The organism is Mycobacterium sp. TH-M116 (genome assembly GCF_057473685.1).
Genome location: NZ_JBYCLC010000042.1, coordinates 1 through 16511, shown reverse-complemented (window position 1 = coordinate 16511; position 16511 = coordinate 1). Strand labels below are relative to the sequence as shown.

Below are 16511 nucleotides of genomic sequence, written 5' to 3'. Positions count from 1 at the left end.
TGACCTGCCCGATCGACACCGGATGGCGCTCGGCACTGTCGAGCACGCGGTCCACCTCGGTGCGCGCCGCTGCGACAGCCGCCAGACCGGCGACCGGTGCGGCGATGGCGGCTCGCAGCTCGATACCGAGCTCGGCGCGCAGCGCGCCGATCGTGCCGCGGACCCAGGAGTTGACCGACCGCGTCGTCGCGGTCTGGGGCAACAGCACATAGATGCGGGAGCGATGTGCGGCCACCTGCGCGTCCCCGCGAAACGCGCTCGCGCTCAACGCGACAACGTCGGCAAGTCGCGGAGGGCGGGGCGCGGTGGTGTCCGCGGTATCCCATCCGATCAGCACCGCGCTGCCGTCGACGGCGGCACCGAGCTCTGCGGCGATGGCGGACACCGCGGACGGCGAGACGGGCTCGCCGTCCGTCAGTCCCAGCAGCTGCTGCACCCGGCGCGACTGTGGCGACGGCCGCGCCGCCAGCCGCGCGATGATCCGTCCCGCCAACACGGCCGCGCCCCGCAAGACCTCCTCGGCGTCGTCGGCCAGCGGCCGCGAACCCTGCTGCACCCAGATGGTGCCGGCGAACACCGGGGCGCGGCGCGGACCGGTGTTCGCCGGTTGGTAGATCCCGACCGCCAGCCGCGGCCGCAGCCCCAGGGCCGGGCGTTCGTCGACGCGCACCACCTCGCCGCCGGCGCGCAGCGCGTCGAAGATGCCCCACTGACCGATCCACTTGAGGTGCTCCGGCGGGCCGGCCCTGCCCAGAATGGAGAGCCTGCGCAGCTCGTCGGCTTCGTCGTTGGAGGCCGAATAGGCGAGTACCTGCGACTCGGCGTTTTCGATGCTGACCATGCCGTGGATGCGGTCGGCCAGCGACTGCGCCAGCCCGAACAGGTCGGTGCCCGAGTCGTCCGCCGGGTCGGCGCGGTCCCCGTGATGCTCCAGCACGTGGTTGACCAGCTGATAGAGCCGCTCCCAGCGGGCCCTGGGCTCCACGGCCACCACCGCCGAGCCGGCCGCCACCGCCTTGGTCACCAGCGCGTCCGAGGGCTCCTTGACGAAGATCGCCGCGGGCACGTGTTCGCGCGCCTGCCTGTCCACCCATTTCAGCGCCTCGTCGTCGGCGACGCCGAGCAGGAAGAAAATGTCGGCCGAACCCGCCGCCGCCGCCAGACCCAGCCCCACGTCGTCGGAGTCGATCAGTGCCGCCGAGACCACGGGAAGGTCGAGGCCGCGAGGTGCGCTCACGAGGGTGACCAGGGTTGCGTCCAACGCGAGCAGCAACTGACCAAGTCCGACACCGGCCGCCCGCATGTTGTCCGATTCTACTACTCAGTTCGACTAATCCTGTCTGCTCGGACAAACATATCGGGGGCGGCGGCGGGGACCCTGGCAGGCATGGATGCGATCACCCACGTGCCAGTACCCACCAACGAACCTGTCCACGACTACGCGCCGCATTCCCCGGAACGCGCGCGGCTGATCGCCGAGTTGGCCGCGGTGGCCGGCCGGACGATCGACCTTCCGCACGTGATCGGCGGCAAGCACCGGATGGGTGGCGGCGAGCGGATCGACGTCGTGCAGCCGCACCGGCACGCCGCCAGGCTGGGCACGTTGACCAATGCCGGGCGCACCGAAGCCACAGCGGCGGTCGAGGCCGCGACGGCCGCCAAGAACGAGTGGGCGGCAATGCCCTTCGAGGAACGTGCCGCCGTGTTTCTGCGCGCGGGCGACCTGCTTGCGGGGCCGTGGCGGGAGAAGATGGCCGCCGTGACGATGCTCGGCCAGTCCAAGTCGCCGTACCAGGCCGAGATCGACGCGGTGTGCGAGCTGATCGACTTCTGGCGTTTCAACGTCGCGTTCGCCCGCCAAATCCTCGAGCAGCAGCCGCTCAGCGGGCCCGGCGAATGGAACCGCAGCGACTACCGCCCGCTGGACGGCTTCGTCTACGCCGTCACCCCGTTCAACTTCACCTCGATCGCGGCGAACCTGCCGTCGGCCCCGGCGCTGATGGGCAACACCGTCGTGTGGAAGCCGTCGATCACCCAGACGCTGTCGGCCTACCTGAGCATGCAACTGCTCGAGGCCGCCGGATTGTCGCCCGGGGTGATCAACCTGGTGACCGGGGACGGCTTCGCGGTATCCGACGTGGCGCTGGCCGATCCGCGGCTGGCGGGCATCCACTTCACCGGGTCCACGGCCACCTTCCAGCACCTGTGGCAACAGGTGGGTGCCAACATCGGCGGCTATCACAGCTACCCGCGGCTGGTCGGCGAGACCGGCGGCAAGGACTTCGTCGTCGCACACACCTCGGCGGACCCACAGGTGCTGTCGACGGCCCTGATCCGCGGTGCGTTCGACTACCAGGGCCAGAAGTGCTCGGCTGCGTCGCGGGCTTTCATCCCGCATTCGGTGTGGCAGCGCATGGGTGACGACTTCCTGGGCGAGGCGGCGGCGCTACGGTACGGGGACGTCACCGATCTGGCCAACTTCGGCGGCGCGGTGATCGACCGCCGCGCCTTCGCCAAGAACGTCAACGCCATCGAGCGCGCCAAGGGCGCGCCCGGCGTGACCATCGCCGCGGGCGGCGAATACGACGACAGTGAAGGCTATTTCGTGCGCCCGACCGTGCTGCTGTCCGACGACCCGACCGACGAATCCTTCTCGACCGAGTACTTCGGGCCGATACTGTCGGTGCACGTCTACCCCGACGACCAGTACGAGGGCATCCTCGATGTCGTCGACACCGGCTCCCGCTACGCGCTGACCGGCGCGGTGATCGCCGACGACCGGCGCGCGGTGCTGACGGCGCAGGACCGGCTGCGGTTCACGGCCGGCAACTTCTACGTCAACGACAAGCCGACCGGTGCGGTGGTCGGGCGCCAGCCGTTCGGCGGATCGCGGGGCTCTGGCACCAACGACAAGGCCGGATCGCTGCTGAACATGGTGCGTTGGGTGTCGGCACGCACCATCAAAGAGACCTTCGTCCCGCCGACCCGCCACAGCTACCCGCACATGGGATCTGACTGATGGGGCGGGCCTTCGCCAACACGCTTCGCCCGGCGATCCTGGCGGCCGGACGGAGGAAGGGGTTGCGCCGCGCCGCCGAACGGTTGCCGGTCACCCGCACGGTGGTGCAGCGGTTCGTGCCCGGGGAGACGGTCGGGTCGGTATTGAACAGTGCTGCCGCGCTGCGTGATTCGGGGCTCTGTGTCAGCATCGACTACCTCGGCGAGGACGTCACCGGCGCCGACGACGCCGAGGCGGCGGTGGGCGTCTACGTGGGCCTGATCGAGAGGCTGGGCCGGCTCGGCGACCGCGTCGAGGCCGGCGTACGGACCTTGGAGGTGTCGCTGAAGCTGTCGGCTCTGGGGCAATCGCTCGACCGCGACGGCCAGAAGATCGCCCGGGAGAACGCTTTTGCGATCTGTGAGGCGGCGCAGCGAGCCGGGGTGTGGGTGACGGTGGACGCCGAAGACCACACGACGACGGATTCCACGCTGACGATCGTGCGCGACCTGCGGGTTGAGTTTCCCTGGCTGGGCACGGTTCTTCAGGCCTATCTGCGTCGCACAGTGGGCGACTGCGAAGAGTTCGCCGCAACCGGCGCGCGAATCCGTTTGTGCAAGGGCGCCTACGACGAACCGGCATCGGTGGCCTACCGCGACCCCGCCGTGGTCACCGATTCGTACCTGAGGTGCCTGCGCGTGCTGATGGCCGGTTCGGGCTACCCCATGGTGGCCTCCCACGATCCCGCAGTCATCGCGGCGGTACCGTCGCTGGCACGCGAATCTAGGCGTGACGTAAACGATTTCGAGCACCAGATGCTGTTCGGCATCCGTGCCGACGAGCAGCGGCGACTGGTCGCCGCCGGCAACCGGGTGCGGGTCTACGTGCCCTTCGGTGACCAGTGGTACGGCTACTTCATGCGGCGGCTGGCCGAACGACCGGCCAACCTGACGTTCTTCCTGCGGGCCCTGGCGGCCCGGGGTCACCGAGTGTGAACTGGTGGCTCGCCGCGGTCACTGGCCCCGGCGGGGCCGCCCGCATTCGCCGGCGAAGCCGCGTACCAGGTGCGCGCGCACGAATTCGGCCGCCACCTCGGGGTTTTGCAGGTCCAGCGTCGACGAGGGCGTGCTGAACAGCGAGAACAGTATGCGCGCGAACCATTCCCCGGCGGCCTCGACGTCGAGGTCCTTGCGCACCTCGCCGGTCAGCTTGGCCGCGGCGAGATAGGGCGCGAAGAACTCGACGCACTCGCGCAGCAGCACGACGGCGTCCTTGGTGAGCAGCAGGCTGACCGCGTCCTCGTCGAAGTACGGCTCGGCTGCGATGACCCGGCGCGCCTGCGTGACGAAAACCGCTGCGCGGCTCAGCTTGTCCTCGAGAGAGCGGCCTTGCTCCATCGTCGTGGCCATCTCGCGGTAAAACCGCTCGGAGGCGTGTTCGGCGCACGCTTCTACGATCGCGGCCTTGTCGCTGAAGTACTCGTAGATCGTGCTGCGGGACATGCCGGCCGCCTTGGCGATGTCGACGATCGTGGCCTTCTGCAGTCCCCGCCTGCCGAAACAGGCATACGCGGCTTTGACGATCAGCTCGCGGGTCGCGGTCGCGGTCGCCGTCGCCGTCGCCGTCGCCGTCGCCGTCGCCGTCGCTTGAGATTGAGCTTGAGTCATCCGGCTTCTACCGGACTGGAGCGAGGATCAGGCCGCTGGTGGGCACGCCGGTGCCCGACGTGACCAGCACGTGCTCGACGTTGTCGACCTGGTTGTGCGAGGTTCCGCGGATCTGGCGCACGCCCTCGGTGATGCCGTTCATCCCGTGGATGTAGGCCTCTCCGAGCAGCCCGCCGTTGGTGTTGATCGGGAACTCCCCACCCAGCGACAGCCGTTCGATGGTGGCGAAGTCCTTGGCCTCGCCGCGCCCGCAGAAGCCGAGTTCCTCCAGCTGGGTGAACACGAACGGGGTGAAATGGTCGTAGATGAAAGCGGTTTGGATATCTTGCGGCTTCAGGCCGGAATCGCGCCACAGCTGCGCGGCGACCACGCCCATCTCGGGGAGCCCGGTGATGTCCTCGCGGTAATAGCTGGTCATCATCTCGCCGTCGGCGGCCGCGCCCTGGGCGGCAGCGGTGATGACGGCCGGCGGTTGCCGCAGGTTTCGGGCGCGTTCGGTGCTGGTGACCACCAGTGCGACCCCGCCGTCGCTTTCCTGGCAGCAATCCAGCAGCCGCAGCACCGGTTCGACGATCCACCGCGAATTCTGGTGGTCATCCAGCGTGATCGGGCGCTGGTAGAACCACGCATCGGGGTTGGTGGCGGCGTGCTTTCGGTCCACCACGGCGATCCGGCCGAAGTCCTCGTTGGTGACGCGATAGGTCGACATGTAGCGCTGGGCGTGCATCGCGACCCACGCCGCGGGCGTGAGCAATCCGAACGGCGCGTAGTGCGCCATGAACAGCGGGGTCCCCAAGTCGGTGCGGCCGCTCCCGCCGAAACGGAACCCGGAGCGTTCGTTGAAGGCGCGCCAGCACACCACGACATCGGCGATGCCGGTGGCGACCGCCATCGCCGCATGTACCACGGTGCCGGCCGCCGCGCCGCCGCCGTGGTGCACGCGGGAGAAGAAGCTCAGGTCGCCGATGCCCACGTTGCGGGCGATGTCGATCTCGTCGCTGGAGTCCATGGTGAAGGTGACCATGCCGTCGACGTCAGCGGGTGCCAGTCCGGCGTCGTCGAGTGCGGCGCTGACGGCCTCGCAGGCCAATTGCAATTCGCTGCGCCCGGATTCCTTGGAGAACTCGGTCTGGCCGATGCCGACGATGGCGCAGCTGCCGGGCAGCGACCGCGTCATGCCTCGCCCTTTTCGACGTCGCTTCCGAAGTCCCCGTCGAGCAGGCTCAGGACGGCGGCGCCCGAGACGTGATCGCCGAGACTGTTGGAGGCCTTGAAGGTGACCTCGACGAAGTTCTCACCGCCCGATCCGCCGGTCTTGCCGGTCACAGTGCCGGTGAACCGCAGCGGGTCGTCGGGAAAACACGGAACACCCAGGCGGATGGACAGTTTGGTGATCATCGCTTCGGGCCCGGCCCAGTCGGTGAGGAAGCGGACGCAATAGCCGTTGCTGGTCAGGATGTTCATGAACAGGTTCGGCGAGCCCTGCTTGTCGGCGTAGTCGCGGTCGTGGTGCACGGGCATGAAGTCGCGGGAGGCGATCGCGCCGGCGACGATCATCGTCGTGGTGATGGGGATTTCGAGTGGGGTCACCTCGTCGCCGACGTCGATGTCGGCCCACCGCAAGGTGGTGGTGCGGGTCTGGGTGGTCGTCATCGGTTTCCTTCCGGGTAGGTGCTGGCGGTGCCGGCGAGCTGCGCTGGTGAAAGCCACGATGGCTCAACCGGCTGGACGGAACTGGTGCAGCACCAGGTCATCGAACGTCTGATAGAAGACCTCGACTTCCATCCCGACCGTGACGTCGGCCGGGTCGATGTCGCACAGGTTCGACACCAGCCGAATCCCCTCGGCGAGTTCCACCAGCACGACGATGTAGGGGTACTCGAGGAAGGGGAACCGGGGTTCGCGCGGCATCACGTGGCTGTAGACAGTGCCGCGGCCCGATGCCTGCACCGTGTCCCACTCCAGGGAACGGCATTTCGGGCACATCGGCCGCGGCGGGTGGCGCAGCGCCCCGCATCCGGTGCAGCGCTGGATCAGCAGTTTGTGCTCGCGCAGTCCGTTCCAGAAGAACTCGGTGTCCGGGCTGAGCGTCGGGACCGGGCGGGAGGCCATCAGCGCTGCGGCCTGAATCGCAGCACGCGGAATCGTTGCCGCCCGAGCACCTCGCCGTTCTGGTCGGTGTAGGTGGTCACCCAGGTGAGAAAGAACCCGGTACCCAGTGCTGTCTTCTTCTCCTCGGAGACCTCCTCGTACACCGATGTCGCGCTGATGACATCGCCCAGCCGCGGGTAGCGCTCGATCTCGAACTCGGAGTTGGTGGCAACCGTGCTGGTGTATCCGGCCTCGTCGAGAAACGCCGTGGGATTGTCGTCGATCTCGACGGGCGCACCGCCGCGTTCTCCGATGCCTTCGAGTTTCGGCGACGGCATCGTCCAGGTCTGGAGCATGACCGGGGGTGACACGACGCCGCCGAACCGCGACGCGGCCGCGAACTGCGGGTCGAGGTAGACCGGGTTCATGTCGCCCAGGGCGTGGGCCCAGTGGCGGATCATCGGCTGGTTCACCGGATCCGGTGCCACCGAGGGTTTTCCGGTGCCGCCGGTGGGCCGGTCGACGAGCGCCCGCAGCTTGGCGTGGAACGCCGTATCTGGTTTCCTCACGAACCCTGTCCTCCTTTGGGATGGCCGTCTTTATCTTTGTCTTTGTCATCGTGGGAAGCGGTCATCGTGGGAAGCGGTCATCGTGGGAAGCGGCCATCGTGGGAAGCGGTCATCGTGGGAAGCGGTCATCGTGGGAAGCGCGAAGGTCGCGGGGCTCGCGCCACCCCAGTTGGGCGGTCTGGTAGTCCAGATACATGTCAGGCCCCGAGCCGTACCGGCATCCGCTTCACCCCGGGGACCATCGTGGCCCGCATCCGGGCCACCTCGCCCACCAGCTCCAGCCGGGGAAACCGGCGCAGCAGCTCCTCGAATACCACGCGCGCCTCCAGGCGCGCCAATTGCGCTCCCACGCATGAATGTTCGCCGCAGCCGAAGGCGATGTGCGGGTTCGGGTGGCGGGTGACCTTGAACTCCTCGGAGTCGGGGCCGAGGATGTCCTCGTACTTCAGCAGCGCCCAGAAGTGGGTGACGTCGTTCCAGCAGACCGGGTTGGTCGCGCGCAGTTCCCGGTACGCCGGGTAGGGGTCGGCGGCATAGAAATCGGGGGAGTGCAGTGGAACAGTGGTCTGCACGGCCGGCCTCCCTGGACACACGATCCGACATAGTGATTCGATATGTCTTGAGACGTTGTGTCTACTCCGGCCCACCGGTTAAGTCAACAACGCGTGCACTCGGTTGAAACCGGTGCGATACAGGAAAATTCGTGTTCGCGGTGATTGACGCCGCGGCGGCACGGGTGAACACTGTCTCGCAAGATGTCCGACGTTCCGTGAGGAAGCGCATGGCCGAGTCATCACCTCCGGGTCCCCTGGCCGACACCTATCGGCTCTATATCGACGGCTGCTGGGTCGAACCGGAGGACGGCCGCTACGACGACATCGACCCGGCGACCGAGCAGGTCATCGCCGGCGCCCCCGACGCGAGCGCCGCGCAGGTCGGCGACGCGATCGCGGCCGCGCGCCGCGCGTTCGACGACGGCCCCTGGTCGCGCATGGGCCCGGAGGGCCGGTCCGGCTGCCTCAACCAGCTCGGCGCCGCGCTGCTCGAGCACGCCGACGAGTTCTTCGCGCTCGCGCAGGCGGAGTGGGGCTGCGTCGCCAACGAACGCATGATGCAGATCGACGGCGCCGGATACACGTCCATGCACGCCGCCCAGTTGGCCACACAGCTGGTCGACGAGCCGGTCACCGGGATCGGCGCCGGTACCACCGTGCTGCGCCACGAGCCCCTCGGTGTGGTGTCCATCCTGACGCCGTGGAACTTCCCGCACATCCTCAACGTCATGAAGGTGAACAACGCGCTGGCCGCGGGCAACACCGTCGTGCTCAAGCCGTCGCCGCTGACGCCGCTGGCCGGGCTCGCGCTGGCCCGAATCATCGACGAGCACACCGACATCCCGCCGGGGGTGGTCAACGTCGTGACGCCGTCGGGCCTGCCGGCCGCCACGCTGCTCACCACCGACCCGCGCATCGACATGATCAGCTTCACCGGCAGCTCGGCCGTCGGCTGCGAGGTCATGCGCGCTGCGGGCGACGCCATGACGCGGCTGCTGCTGGAGTGCGGCGGCAAGTCGGCCAGCATCGTCCTGGACGACGCGACCGTCACCGACGAGATGCTGCAGCAGTTGCTGTTCAACTGCTGCTCACTGCACGCCGGGCAGGCCTGCATCCTGCACAGCCGGCTGCTGCTGCCCGATTCGTTGCACGACGACATCGTCGATCGGCTGGTCGCGCTCGCCGGCGACGTGGTGGTCGGCGACCCACGGGACCCCGCGACGCAGATGGGACCGCTGATCAGCGCGGCCCAGCGCGACCGCGTCCACAAGCACGTCGACGGGGCGGTCGGCGACGGGGCGAAACTGGTGACCGGCGGCGGCCGTCCGGCCGGGCTGGATGCCGGGTTCTATGTCGAGCCGACGATTCTCACCGAGGTCGACCCGGACTCGGCGATCGCCCAGGAGGAGGTCTTCGGCCCCGTTCTTGCGGTGTTGCGCTACTCCGGCGACGACGACGCCGTGGCGATCGCGAACAACTCCCGCTACGGCCTGTCCGGCGCCGTATGGGGCGGCGACGTGGACCGGGCACTCGGTCTCGCCCGCCGTATCCGCACCGGGCAGATCGCGATCAACGGCGTGGGGCCCGGCGACGCCCCGTTCGGGGGCTTCAAGTTGAGCGGATTCGGCCGGGAGAGCGGCGGGATTCGCGGGTTGCACCAGTACACGGAGGTGAAGGCCATCGGGATTCCCGCCTGACGAACCCGTGGCCGGGCTGCGGCGCGGCGGGGCGATCCCGGGCCACCCGGATCCCAAGATCTGCGTCGAGCAGTAACCTGCTCACGTGCTGCTGGATTCCCTGAACCCCGCGCTCGTCACCGCGACCGACATCGCCGACGCGGTGCGCATCGACGGCGTCACCCTCAGCCGCGGCGACCTGCTCGGCGCCGCGACGTCGGTGGCCGAGCGGGTGTCCGGCGCGGACCGCCTCGCGGTGCTGGCCACCCCGACCGCAGCGACGGTGCTGGCGGTCACCGGTTGCCTGATCGCCGGCGTCCCGTTCGTCCCGGTGCCCGCCGACGTCGGTGCCTCCGAACGCCGCCACATGCTCACCGATTCCGGCGTGCAGGCCTGGCTGGGGCCCCGGCCGGACGAGCCCGAGGGCCTGCCGCACATCCCGGTCCGCCTGCACGCGCGCTCCTGGCACCGCTATCCCGAGCCGTCGCCCGACGCGACCGCGATGGTCATCTACACCTCGGGCACCACCGGGCTGCCCAAGGGCGTGGTGCTGAGCCGGCGGGCGATCGCCGCCGACCTCGACGCGCTCGTCGACGCCTGGCAGTGGACCCCCGAGGACGTCCTGGTGCACGGACTGCCGCTGTTCCACGTGCACGGCCTGGTGCTCGGGCTGCTCGGGTCGCTGCGGGTGGGAAACCGCTTCGTGCACACTGGGAGACCCACGCCCGCGGGATACGCGCAGGCGTGCTCGCAGGCCGGTGGCACGCTGTACTTCGGCGTCCCGACGGTGTGGTCGCGGGTGGTCGCCGACGAGTCCGCCGCCCGGGCGCTGAGCAGCGCGCGGCTGCTGGTGTCCGGCAGCGCGCCGCTGCCGGCTCCGGTGTTCGACGGGCTCGCCGGGCTCACCGGGCATCGGCCCGTCGAACGCTACGGCGCCTCGGAGTCGCTGATCACGCTGTCCACGCGCGTGGACGGTGAGCGCCGCGCCGGCTGGGTGGGGCTGCCGCTGCCCGGCGTGCAGACCCGGTTGCTCGGCGAGGGCGGCGGCCCGGCGCCGCACGACGGGGAAACGGTCGGCCGGTTGCAGGTTCGCGGGCCGACCATGTTCGACGGCTACCTCAACCGCCCGGACGCCACCGCCGAGGCGTTCGACGCCGACGGCTGGTATCGCACCGGGGACGTCGCGGTCGTCGACGGCGACGGAATGCACCGCATCGTCGGACGCGAGTCGGTGGACCTGATCAAGTCCGGCGGATACCGCATCGGCGCGGGCGAGATCGAGACGGTGTTGCTGGGGCATCCGGGCGTGGGGGAGGTGGCCGTCGTCGGGCTGCCCGACGCCGACCTGGGCCAGCGCATCGTCGCCTACGTCGTCGGATCGTCGGGCCTGTCCGCCGACGAGCTGGTCAACCATGTCGCCCAGCAGCTTTCGGTGCACAAGCGGCCGCGCGAGGTGCGCTTCGTGGAGTCGCTGCCCCGCAACGCCATGGGCAAAGTCCTCAAGAAACAACTGCTGTCCGAGGGGTGAGAGCGCGGCCTGTCCCCGAGCGCGCCCGCGCATCGTCGCCTACCGTCGTTACCGTGACAACCCACGCCGGTACCGTCGGCACGCCGATGCGACGGGTGGCCGCCGCCTGCCTGGTCGGCTCCGCCATCGAGTTCTACGACTTCCTCATCTACGGCATCGCGGCCGCATTGGTGTTCCCCACCGTGTTCTTCCCGCACCTGAGCGCGACGATGGCCACGGTCGCCTCGATGGGGACGTTTGCGACCGCGTTTCTCTCCCGGCCGCTCGGTGCGGCGGTGTTCGGGCACCTCGGGGACCGGTTGGGGCGCAAGAAGACGCTCGTCGCCACCCTGCTGATCATGGCGGTGTCCACGTTGGGGGTGGGCATGGTGCCCACCCCCGCGACCATCGGGGCGGCCGCCCCGATGCTGCTGATCGCGCTGCGGGTGCTGCAGGGGTTCGCGGTCGGCGGCGAGTGGGCGGGGTCGGCGCTGCTGAGCGCCGAGTACGCGCCCGCCGGCAAGCGCGGCCGGTACGGCATGTTCACCCCGCTGGGCGGGGGTGTCGCGCTGGTGCTGACCAGCCTGGTGTTCCTCGGGGTGAACGCGACCATCGGCGAAAAGAGCGCCGCATTCCTGCAATGGGGATGGCGGGTGCCGTTTTTGATCAGCGCGGCGCTGATCGTCGTCGCCCTGTACGTGCGGCTCAACATCGACGAGACGCCGGTGTTCGCCCGTGAGAAGGCCCGCAGGGTCGTCTCTGAGGTCGTCACCGAAGCGCCGATCACAGAGGTGCTGCGCCGCGAACACCGCACGATCGCCCTGGCCGGGGGCAGCGTCGTCAGCGGTTTCGGATTCGTCTACATGGCCAGCACCTACCTGGCCCGGTACGCCCAGAGCGAACTGGGGCACTCGCGCACCCTGATCCTGGTCGTCGGGGTGCTGGGCGGGCTGGCCAGCATCGCGCTGGTCGCGATCTCCGCGAGCCTGTCCGACCGGGTCGGGCGGCGCCGGATGATGCTGGTGGGCCGGACGGCGTCGCTGCCGTGGTCGCTGGTGGTGATCCCGCTGATGGACACCGGCAGCCCGGTCCTGTTCGCGGTCGCGATCGTCGGCATGTACGCCGTCGGCGCGATCGCCTCCGGCCCCACCGCGTCATTCGTGCCCGAACTGTTCGCCACCCGCTACCGCTACACCGGCACCGCGCTGTCCAGCAACCTCGCTGGCATCCTCGGCGGCGCGTTGCCGCCGCTGATCGCCGGCACACTGCTGGCCAGCTTCGGCAGTTGGGCGCTGAGCCTGCTGCTGGCCGCGCTGGTGTCGATCAGCCTGGTGAGCACCTATTTGCTGCCGGAGACCAACGGGGCGGCGTTGGGGCCGGCCGCGTTGCCCGACCTGCAGTCCAACGGCTGCCGCTGACTCCCCTGCAGTCCAACGGCTGCCGCCGACGTCAGTTGGCGTGCAGTTCGGCGTTGAGCGCGATGCCCTGGCCGTCGCGCGAGGTCACCTCGACGGCCCCGGTGACCGAGTTGCGGCGGAACAGCAGGTTGTCGGCGCCGGACAGGTCACGGGCCTTGACCGTCGTGCCGCCGGGCAGGGCAACCTTGGTGCCCGCGGTGACGTAGAGGCCGGCCTCGACGACGCAGTCGTCGCCGAGCGAGATGCCCAGCCCCGCATTCGCCCCCAGCAGGCAGCGCTTCCCGATCGCGATGACCTGCGTGCCGCCGCCCGACAGGGTGCCCATGATCGACGCGCCGCCACCGATGTCCGACCCGTCGCCCACCAGCACACCGGCGGAGATGCGGCCTTCGACCATCGACGCGCCCAGCGTGCCGGCGTTGAAGTTGACGAAGCCCTCGTGCATCACGGTGGTGCCGGGCGCCAGGTGGGCGCCGAGGCGCACCCGGTCGGCATCCGCGATGCGCACCCCGGTGGGCACGACGTAGTCGACCATCCGCGGGAACTTGTCGACGCCGTAGACGGTCACCGGCCCGCGGCGGCGCAGCCGGGTCCGGACCGACTCGAACCCGTCGACGGCGCAGGGGCCGTGGTTGGTCCACACCACGTTGCTCAACACGCCGAACAGCCCGCCCGCGTTCAGGCCATGCGGGACCACCATCCGGTGCGAGAGCAGATGTAACCGGAGGTAGGCGTCGTAGGAGTCGGCGGCGACGTCGTCCAGCGAGCCGATGACCGTGCGCACCGCGACGGTCTCGGTGCCGCGGTCCTCGTCGCGGCCGACCAGCGCACCCAGGTCCTGGGGAACCTGCGACGCGGCGAGCCGCGATGTGGCGGTGGCGGCGCCCGGTTCGGTCAATACCGGTGCGGGGAACCAGGTGTCGAGGATCGATCCGTCGGAGGCCAGCGTCGCCAGCCCGATTCCTGCAGCTCCAGTCACGGCGGTCAGGGTACTTGTCCCCGGCGAGCAGACACAAAAGCGCCCGGTTCGGGGCGAAAATAGGAGCGTGTGCGTCTGCTCGGCATACTTGGGATCGTGCTGGACTTGCGCGGGGACCCGATCGCACTGACCGCGGCGCTGGTCGACATTCCCAGCGAATCGCGACACGAGGCCCGCCTGGCCGACGAGGTGGAGGCTGCGCTGCGCGCCCAGACGTCGGGCTTCGAGATCGTCCGCAACGGCAACGCCGTCCTGGCGCGCACCCACCGGGGTCGGCCGTCGCGGGTGTTGCTGGCCGGACACCTCGACACCGTCCCGGCGGCCGACAACCTGCCCAGCCGCCGCGACGGCGAGATGCTCTACGGCTGCGGGGCCGCCGACATGAAATCCGGTGACGCGGTGTTCCTGCACCTGGCCGCCACCGTGGCCGAACCGGTGCACGACCTCACGCTGGTGTTCTACGACTGCGAGGAAGTCGAAGCCGCCGCCAATGGTTTGGGCCGCATCGAGCGCGAGCTGCTGGACTGGCTGTCCGCCGACGTCGCCGTCCTGGGCGAGCCTACCGGCGGATACATCGAAGCCGGCTGCCAGGGAACGCTGCGCGTGGTGATCGGGTCCACCGGCACCCGCGCGCATTCGGCACGTTCCTGGTTGGGCGACAACGCGATTCACAAACTGAGCCCGGTCCTGGAGCGGCTGGCGAGCTACCGGGCGCGCTCCGTGGACATCGACGGGTGCACCTACCGCGAGGGGTTGTCGGCTGTGCGGATCGAGGGCGGCGTGGCCGGCAACGTGATCCCCGACGCCGCCTCGGTGACGATCAACTTCCGTTTCGCCCCCGACCGGTCGGTGGCCGCCGCGCTGGCGCACGTGCACGAGGTGTTCGACGGGCTCGACGCCCGTATCGAGCAGACCGACGCCGCACCGGGCGCCCTGCCCGGGCTGGCGCAGCCCGCCGCCAGGGCCCTGATCGAGGCCGCCGACGGGCGAGTCCGGGCGAAATACGGCTGGACGGACGTGGCGCGGTTCGCCGCGCTGGGCATACCGGCGGTCAATTTCGGGCCCGGCGACCCCAACATGGCGCACCGTAGCGACGAGCGCGTGCCGGTCGCCAACATCACCGCCGCGGTCGAGACGCTGCGCCACTACCTGACGGTGTAGCAGGCTGACGGTGTAGCAGGCTGTAGCGCTACTAGCTACAGTTGGCCCCATGGTGCGGATCATCGCCCAGCGCGAACTGCGCAATGAGAACGCGAAGGTGATCGAAGCGGTAACGGCGGGTGAGACTTTCGTCGTCACCCGCAACGGTGAACCAGTGGCCGAGCTGCGCCCCCTCAGAGCCGGTCGTCGTTCCTTCATCTCCCGCGATGAAGTCGCGGCGCTGGCCACGGCCGGTGTGCGGATCGACCATCGGCGGTTCCGCGCCGATCTGGACCGGTTGATCGACCAGGGGCTCTAAAGCGTTTCATCCGGTCTTCTCGACACCTCGGTCGTCGTCGACTGGCATGACCCGGCCGTGCTCGCATCGCTGCCCGACGAGGCGGCGATATCCGCGATCACCGCGGCCGAACTGGCGTCCGGTCCACATCTGGCCGACAGCCCGGGCGAAGCGGCGAAGCGGCAGGCCCGGCTGCAGGAAGTCGAATCGGTACTCGAACCGATTCCGTTCGACGCGGCGGCAGCACGCAGTTACGGGCTCGTCGTCGCCGCCGTGGTCCGCGAAGGACGCAAGCCGCGGAGCCGGCTCGCCGATCTGCTGATCGCGGCGACCGCACACGCACATCGCCTGGATCTCTACACCCGCAACGGCGACGACTTCACGGGGCTGGAAGGCCTTGTCCGCGTCGTCAACATCTGAGCTGTTGCGCCCCTTATCCCTGATGCAGAACGCTTCCCGTGGCGGCGCCCAACCGCCTGCCCCACGTGCAGGGGGCACGCCGGCGCGACGCTCGGTACATCACGATGGTCGGCCACTCCGCTGCGCCTGAGCGGCCGCATCCGCGGCCGCTGCACGCATGCCGATTGCCGACAGGTCGTCGGACACGGCGCGCAACGCCGACTCGTCGCCGGCGGCCAGGGCCCGAGCGTGGGACAGCGCGATTGTCCCGAAGACACAATCGATCTCGTCGCACAGTCGGGCCAACGGATCCGCGGCGCGAATGTCCCCGAGCCGCAACGCCTCATACCATGCCCGCAGCGCCGTGCCCGGCTGGCCGCCGCGTTCGGCCATCCGCGCGGCGTCCCGGGCTGCGGCTATGGCGCCGTGTGTGTCGCGCACCGCGGCCAGCCGCCAGGCCCGCGCCACACCGAGCTCGGGAGCGAACAGCGCCGACTTGGTTCCGTGGCGAGAGTCAGCCCTGCTCAATGCTTTTGCCGCCGCCGCGGTGTCGCCCAGCTGCGCCAGCGCGGTGGCCAGTAGCGTCAACGACAGCGGTCCCCACGAATACCCGGTGCGTTCCAGCGCGGTGGCCGCCGGGCCGAGCAGCGCGGCGGCCCGGCCGAATTCCCCGGCGGCGATCAGCACATGGGCCAGCAGCACTTCGCCGATCGCGCGGCCCGGCTGCTGCAGCTCGGCGAAATCGGTGAACTGCTGGGCGAGCTCGGCCGCCGCGTCCAGCCGGCCGGCCATCACCAGCGCGGTGGTCTGCCCCAACCCGATGGTGAAACGCAGCAGCCCGGGATGTTCTGCGGCCAGGGCGCGTTGGGCCATGGGCTCGACGTCGGCGAACCGGCCCTGCCGCGCTGAGCACAGCGCGGCCGCGCTGGCCGCCCAGGCCACCGCCTGGTCGTCGGCCGACGGCGATGCCAGCACCTTTCGGGCGATCTCGACGGCATGGCCGACGTTGCCGGCGTTCATCGCGAAGGTGGCGCTCAGCGCGTCCAGAGTGGTCAGCGAGGCAGCGTCGGCGATTCTGTTGCGGACGGTCCGCAGGAACGCGGTGGCGCGTTCGGGCTCGCCGAGCATCCAGAACTGGTTGGCCGCGCGCAGCAGCGTGAAGGCCATCAGGTCGGGTTCGGCCAACGCGGCGCCGTCGACGGCGCTCAGCACCGC

The 16511-nt window shown here is 69.7% G+C and carries 14 protein-coding genes and 3 pseudogenes; 8 read left to right on the top strand and 9 right to left on the bottom strand.

The window, feature by feature from the left end:
- Window positions 1–1303, bottom strand: a 1303-nt coding sequence (locus tag AC2VOK_RS01885) for a PucR family transcriptional regulator (protein ID WP_428898962.1), incomplete at its 3' end; no start/stop codon positions are given.
- Between the two features lie 84 nt (window positions 1304–1387).
- On the opposite strand from AC2VOK_RS01885, the gene pruA reads away from it, so the two are divergent.
- A complete protein-coding gene (gene pruA / locus AC2VOK_RS01880) occupies window positions 1388–3019 on the top strand; it encodes an L-glutamate gamma-semialdehyde dehydrogenase (protein WP_428898961.1) in 1632 nt (543 codons plus the stop codon).
- Window positions 3019–3993 carry a proline dehydrogenase family protein gene (locus AC2VOK_RS01875; RefSeq protein WP_428898960.1) on the top strand — a complete coding sequence of 325 codons (975 nt, stop codon included), beginning with the start codon at window positions 3019–3021 and terminating at the stop codon, window positions 3991–3993. Before pruA ends, AC2VOK_RS01875 begins: the two co-directional genes overlap by 1 nt.
- An 18-nt stretch (window positions 3994–4011) precedes the next feature.
- Here the strand turns inward: AC2VOK_RS01875 and AC2VOK_RS01870 are convergent, their stop codons facing one another.
- From AC2VOK_RS01870 to AC2VOK_RS01845, 6 genes and pseudogenes are all read right to left on the bottom strand, one after another.
- Entirely contained in the window at window positions 4012–4665 is a 654-nt protein-coding gene (locus AC2VOK_RS01870; RefSeq protein WP_428898959.1) for a TetR/AcrR family transcriptional regulator, read from the bottom strand.
- 7 nt (window positions 4666–4672) lie between these two features.
- The gene (locus AC2VOK_RS01865) at window positions 4673–5842 is read right to left on the bottom strand and encodes a lipid-transfer protein (protein ID WP_428898958.1); all 1170 of its coding nucleotides are present in this window, start codon (window positions 5840–5842) and stop codon (window positions 4673–4675) included.
- Window positions 5839–6318 carry a MaoC family dehydratase gene (locus AC2VOK_RS01860; RefSeq protein ID WP_428898957.1) on the bottom strand — a complete coding sequence of 160 codons (480 nt, stop codon included), beginning with the start codon at window positions 6316–6318 and terminating at the stop codon, window positions 5839–5841. Before AC2VOK_RS01860 ends, AC2VOK_RS01865 begins: the two co-directional genes overlap by 4 nt.
- Before the next feature lie 63 nt (window positions 6319–6381).
- A complete protein-coding gene (locus AC2VOK_RS01855; protein WP_428898956.1) occupies window positions 6382–6777 on the bottom strand; it encodes a Zn-ribbon domain-containing OB-fold protein in 396 nt (131 codons plus the stop codon).
- Window positions 6777–7244: an FAS1-like dehydratase domain-containing protein gene (locus AC2VOK_RS01850; protein WP_428898966.1), complete on the bottom strand. Its 468-nt coding sequence runs from the start codon at window positions 7242–7244 to the stop codon at window positions 6777–6779. The genes AC2VOK_RS01855 and AC2VOK_RS01850 overlap by 1 nt, the downstream gene beginning before the upstream one ends.
- Window positions 7245–7522: 278 nt before the next feature.
- Window positions 7523–7765: pseudogene (locus tag AC2VOK_RS01845) on the bottom strand (cytochrome P450); the annotation flags it as partial.
- Between the two features lie 341 nt (window positions 7766–8106).
- Here AC2VOK_RS01845 and AC2VOK_RS01840 point away from each other — a divergent pair.
- From AC2VOK_RS01840 to AC2VOK_RS01830, 3 genes are all read left to right on the top strand, one after another.
- Window positions 8107–9576: an aldehyde dehydrogenase family protein gene (locus AC2VOK_RS01840; protein ID WP_428898965.1), complete on the top strand. Its 1470-nt coding sequence runs from the start codon at window positions 8107–8109 to the stop codon at window positions 9574–9576.
- Window positions 9577–9661: 85 nt separating this feature from the next.
- A complete protein-coding gene (locus AC2VOK_RS01835) occupies window positions 9662–11083 on the top strand; it encodes an acyl-CoA synthetase (protein ID WP_428898955.1) in 1422 nt (473 codons plus the stop codon).
- 86 nt (window positions 11084–11169) lie between these two features.
- On the top strand, window positions 11170–12480 hold the full coding sequence (locus tag AC2VOK_RS01830) for an MFS transporter (RefSeq protein ID WP_428898964.1): 1311 nt from the start codon (window positions 11170–11172) through the stop codon (window positions 12478–12480).
- A 31-nt stretch (window positions 12481–12511) separates the two neighbouring features.
- Here AC2VOK_RS01830 and dapD read toward each other — a convergent pair whose 3' ends face one another.
- On the bottom strand, window positions 12512–13468 hold the full coding sequence (gene dapD, locus AC2VOK_RS01825) for a 2,3,4,5-tetrahydropyridine-2,6-dicarboxylate N-succinyltransferase (protein ID WP_428898963.1): 957 nt from the start codon (window positions 13466–13468) through the stop codon (window positions 12512–12514).
- A gap of 87 nt (window positions 13469–13555) precedes the next feature.
- On the opposite strand from dapD, the gene dapE reads away from it, so the two are divergent.
- The 3 genes and pseudogenes from dapE to AC2VOK_RS01810 form a co-directional block, all read left to right on the top strand.
- Window positions 13556–14620, top strand: a complete 1065-nt coding sequence (gene dapE, locus AC2VOK_RS01820) for a succinyl-diaminopimelate desuccinylase (protein ID WP_428898954.1) — start codon at window positions 13556–13558, stop codon at window positions 14618–14620.
- A 49-nt stretch (window positions 14621–14669) separates the two neighbouring features.
- On the top strand, window positions 14670–14918 hold the full coding sequence (locus AC2VOK_RS01815; protein ID WP_421529203.1) for a type II toxin-antitoxin system Phd/YefM family antitoxin: 249 nt from the start codon (window positions 14670–14672) through the stop codon (window positions 14916–14918).
- Window positions 14919–14945: 27 nt separating this feature from the next.
- Window positions 14946–15317: pseudogene (locus AC2VOK_RS01810) on the top strand (PIN domain-containing protein); the annotation flags it as partial.
- 99 nt (window positions 15318–15416) lie between these two features.
- Here AC2VOK_RS01810 and AC2VOK_RS01805 read toward each other — a convergent pair.
- Window positions 15417–16511: pseudogene (locus AC2VOK_RS01805) on the bottom strand (AAA family ATPase); the annotation flags it as partial.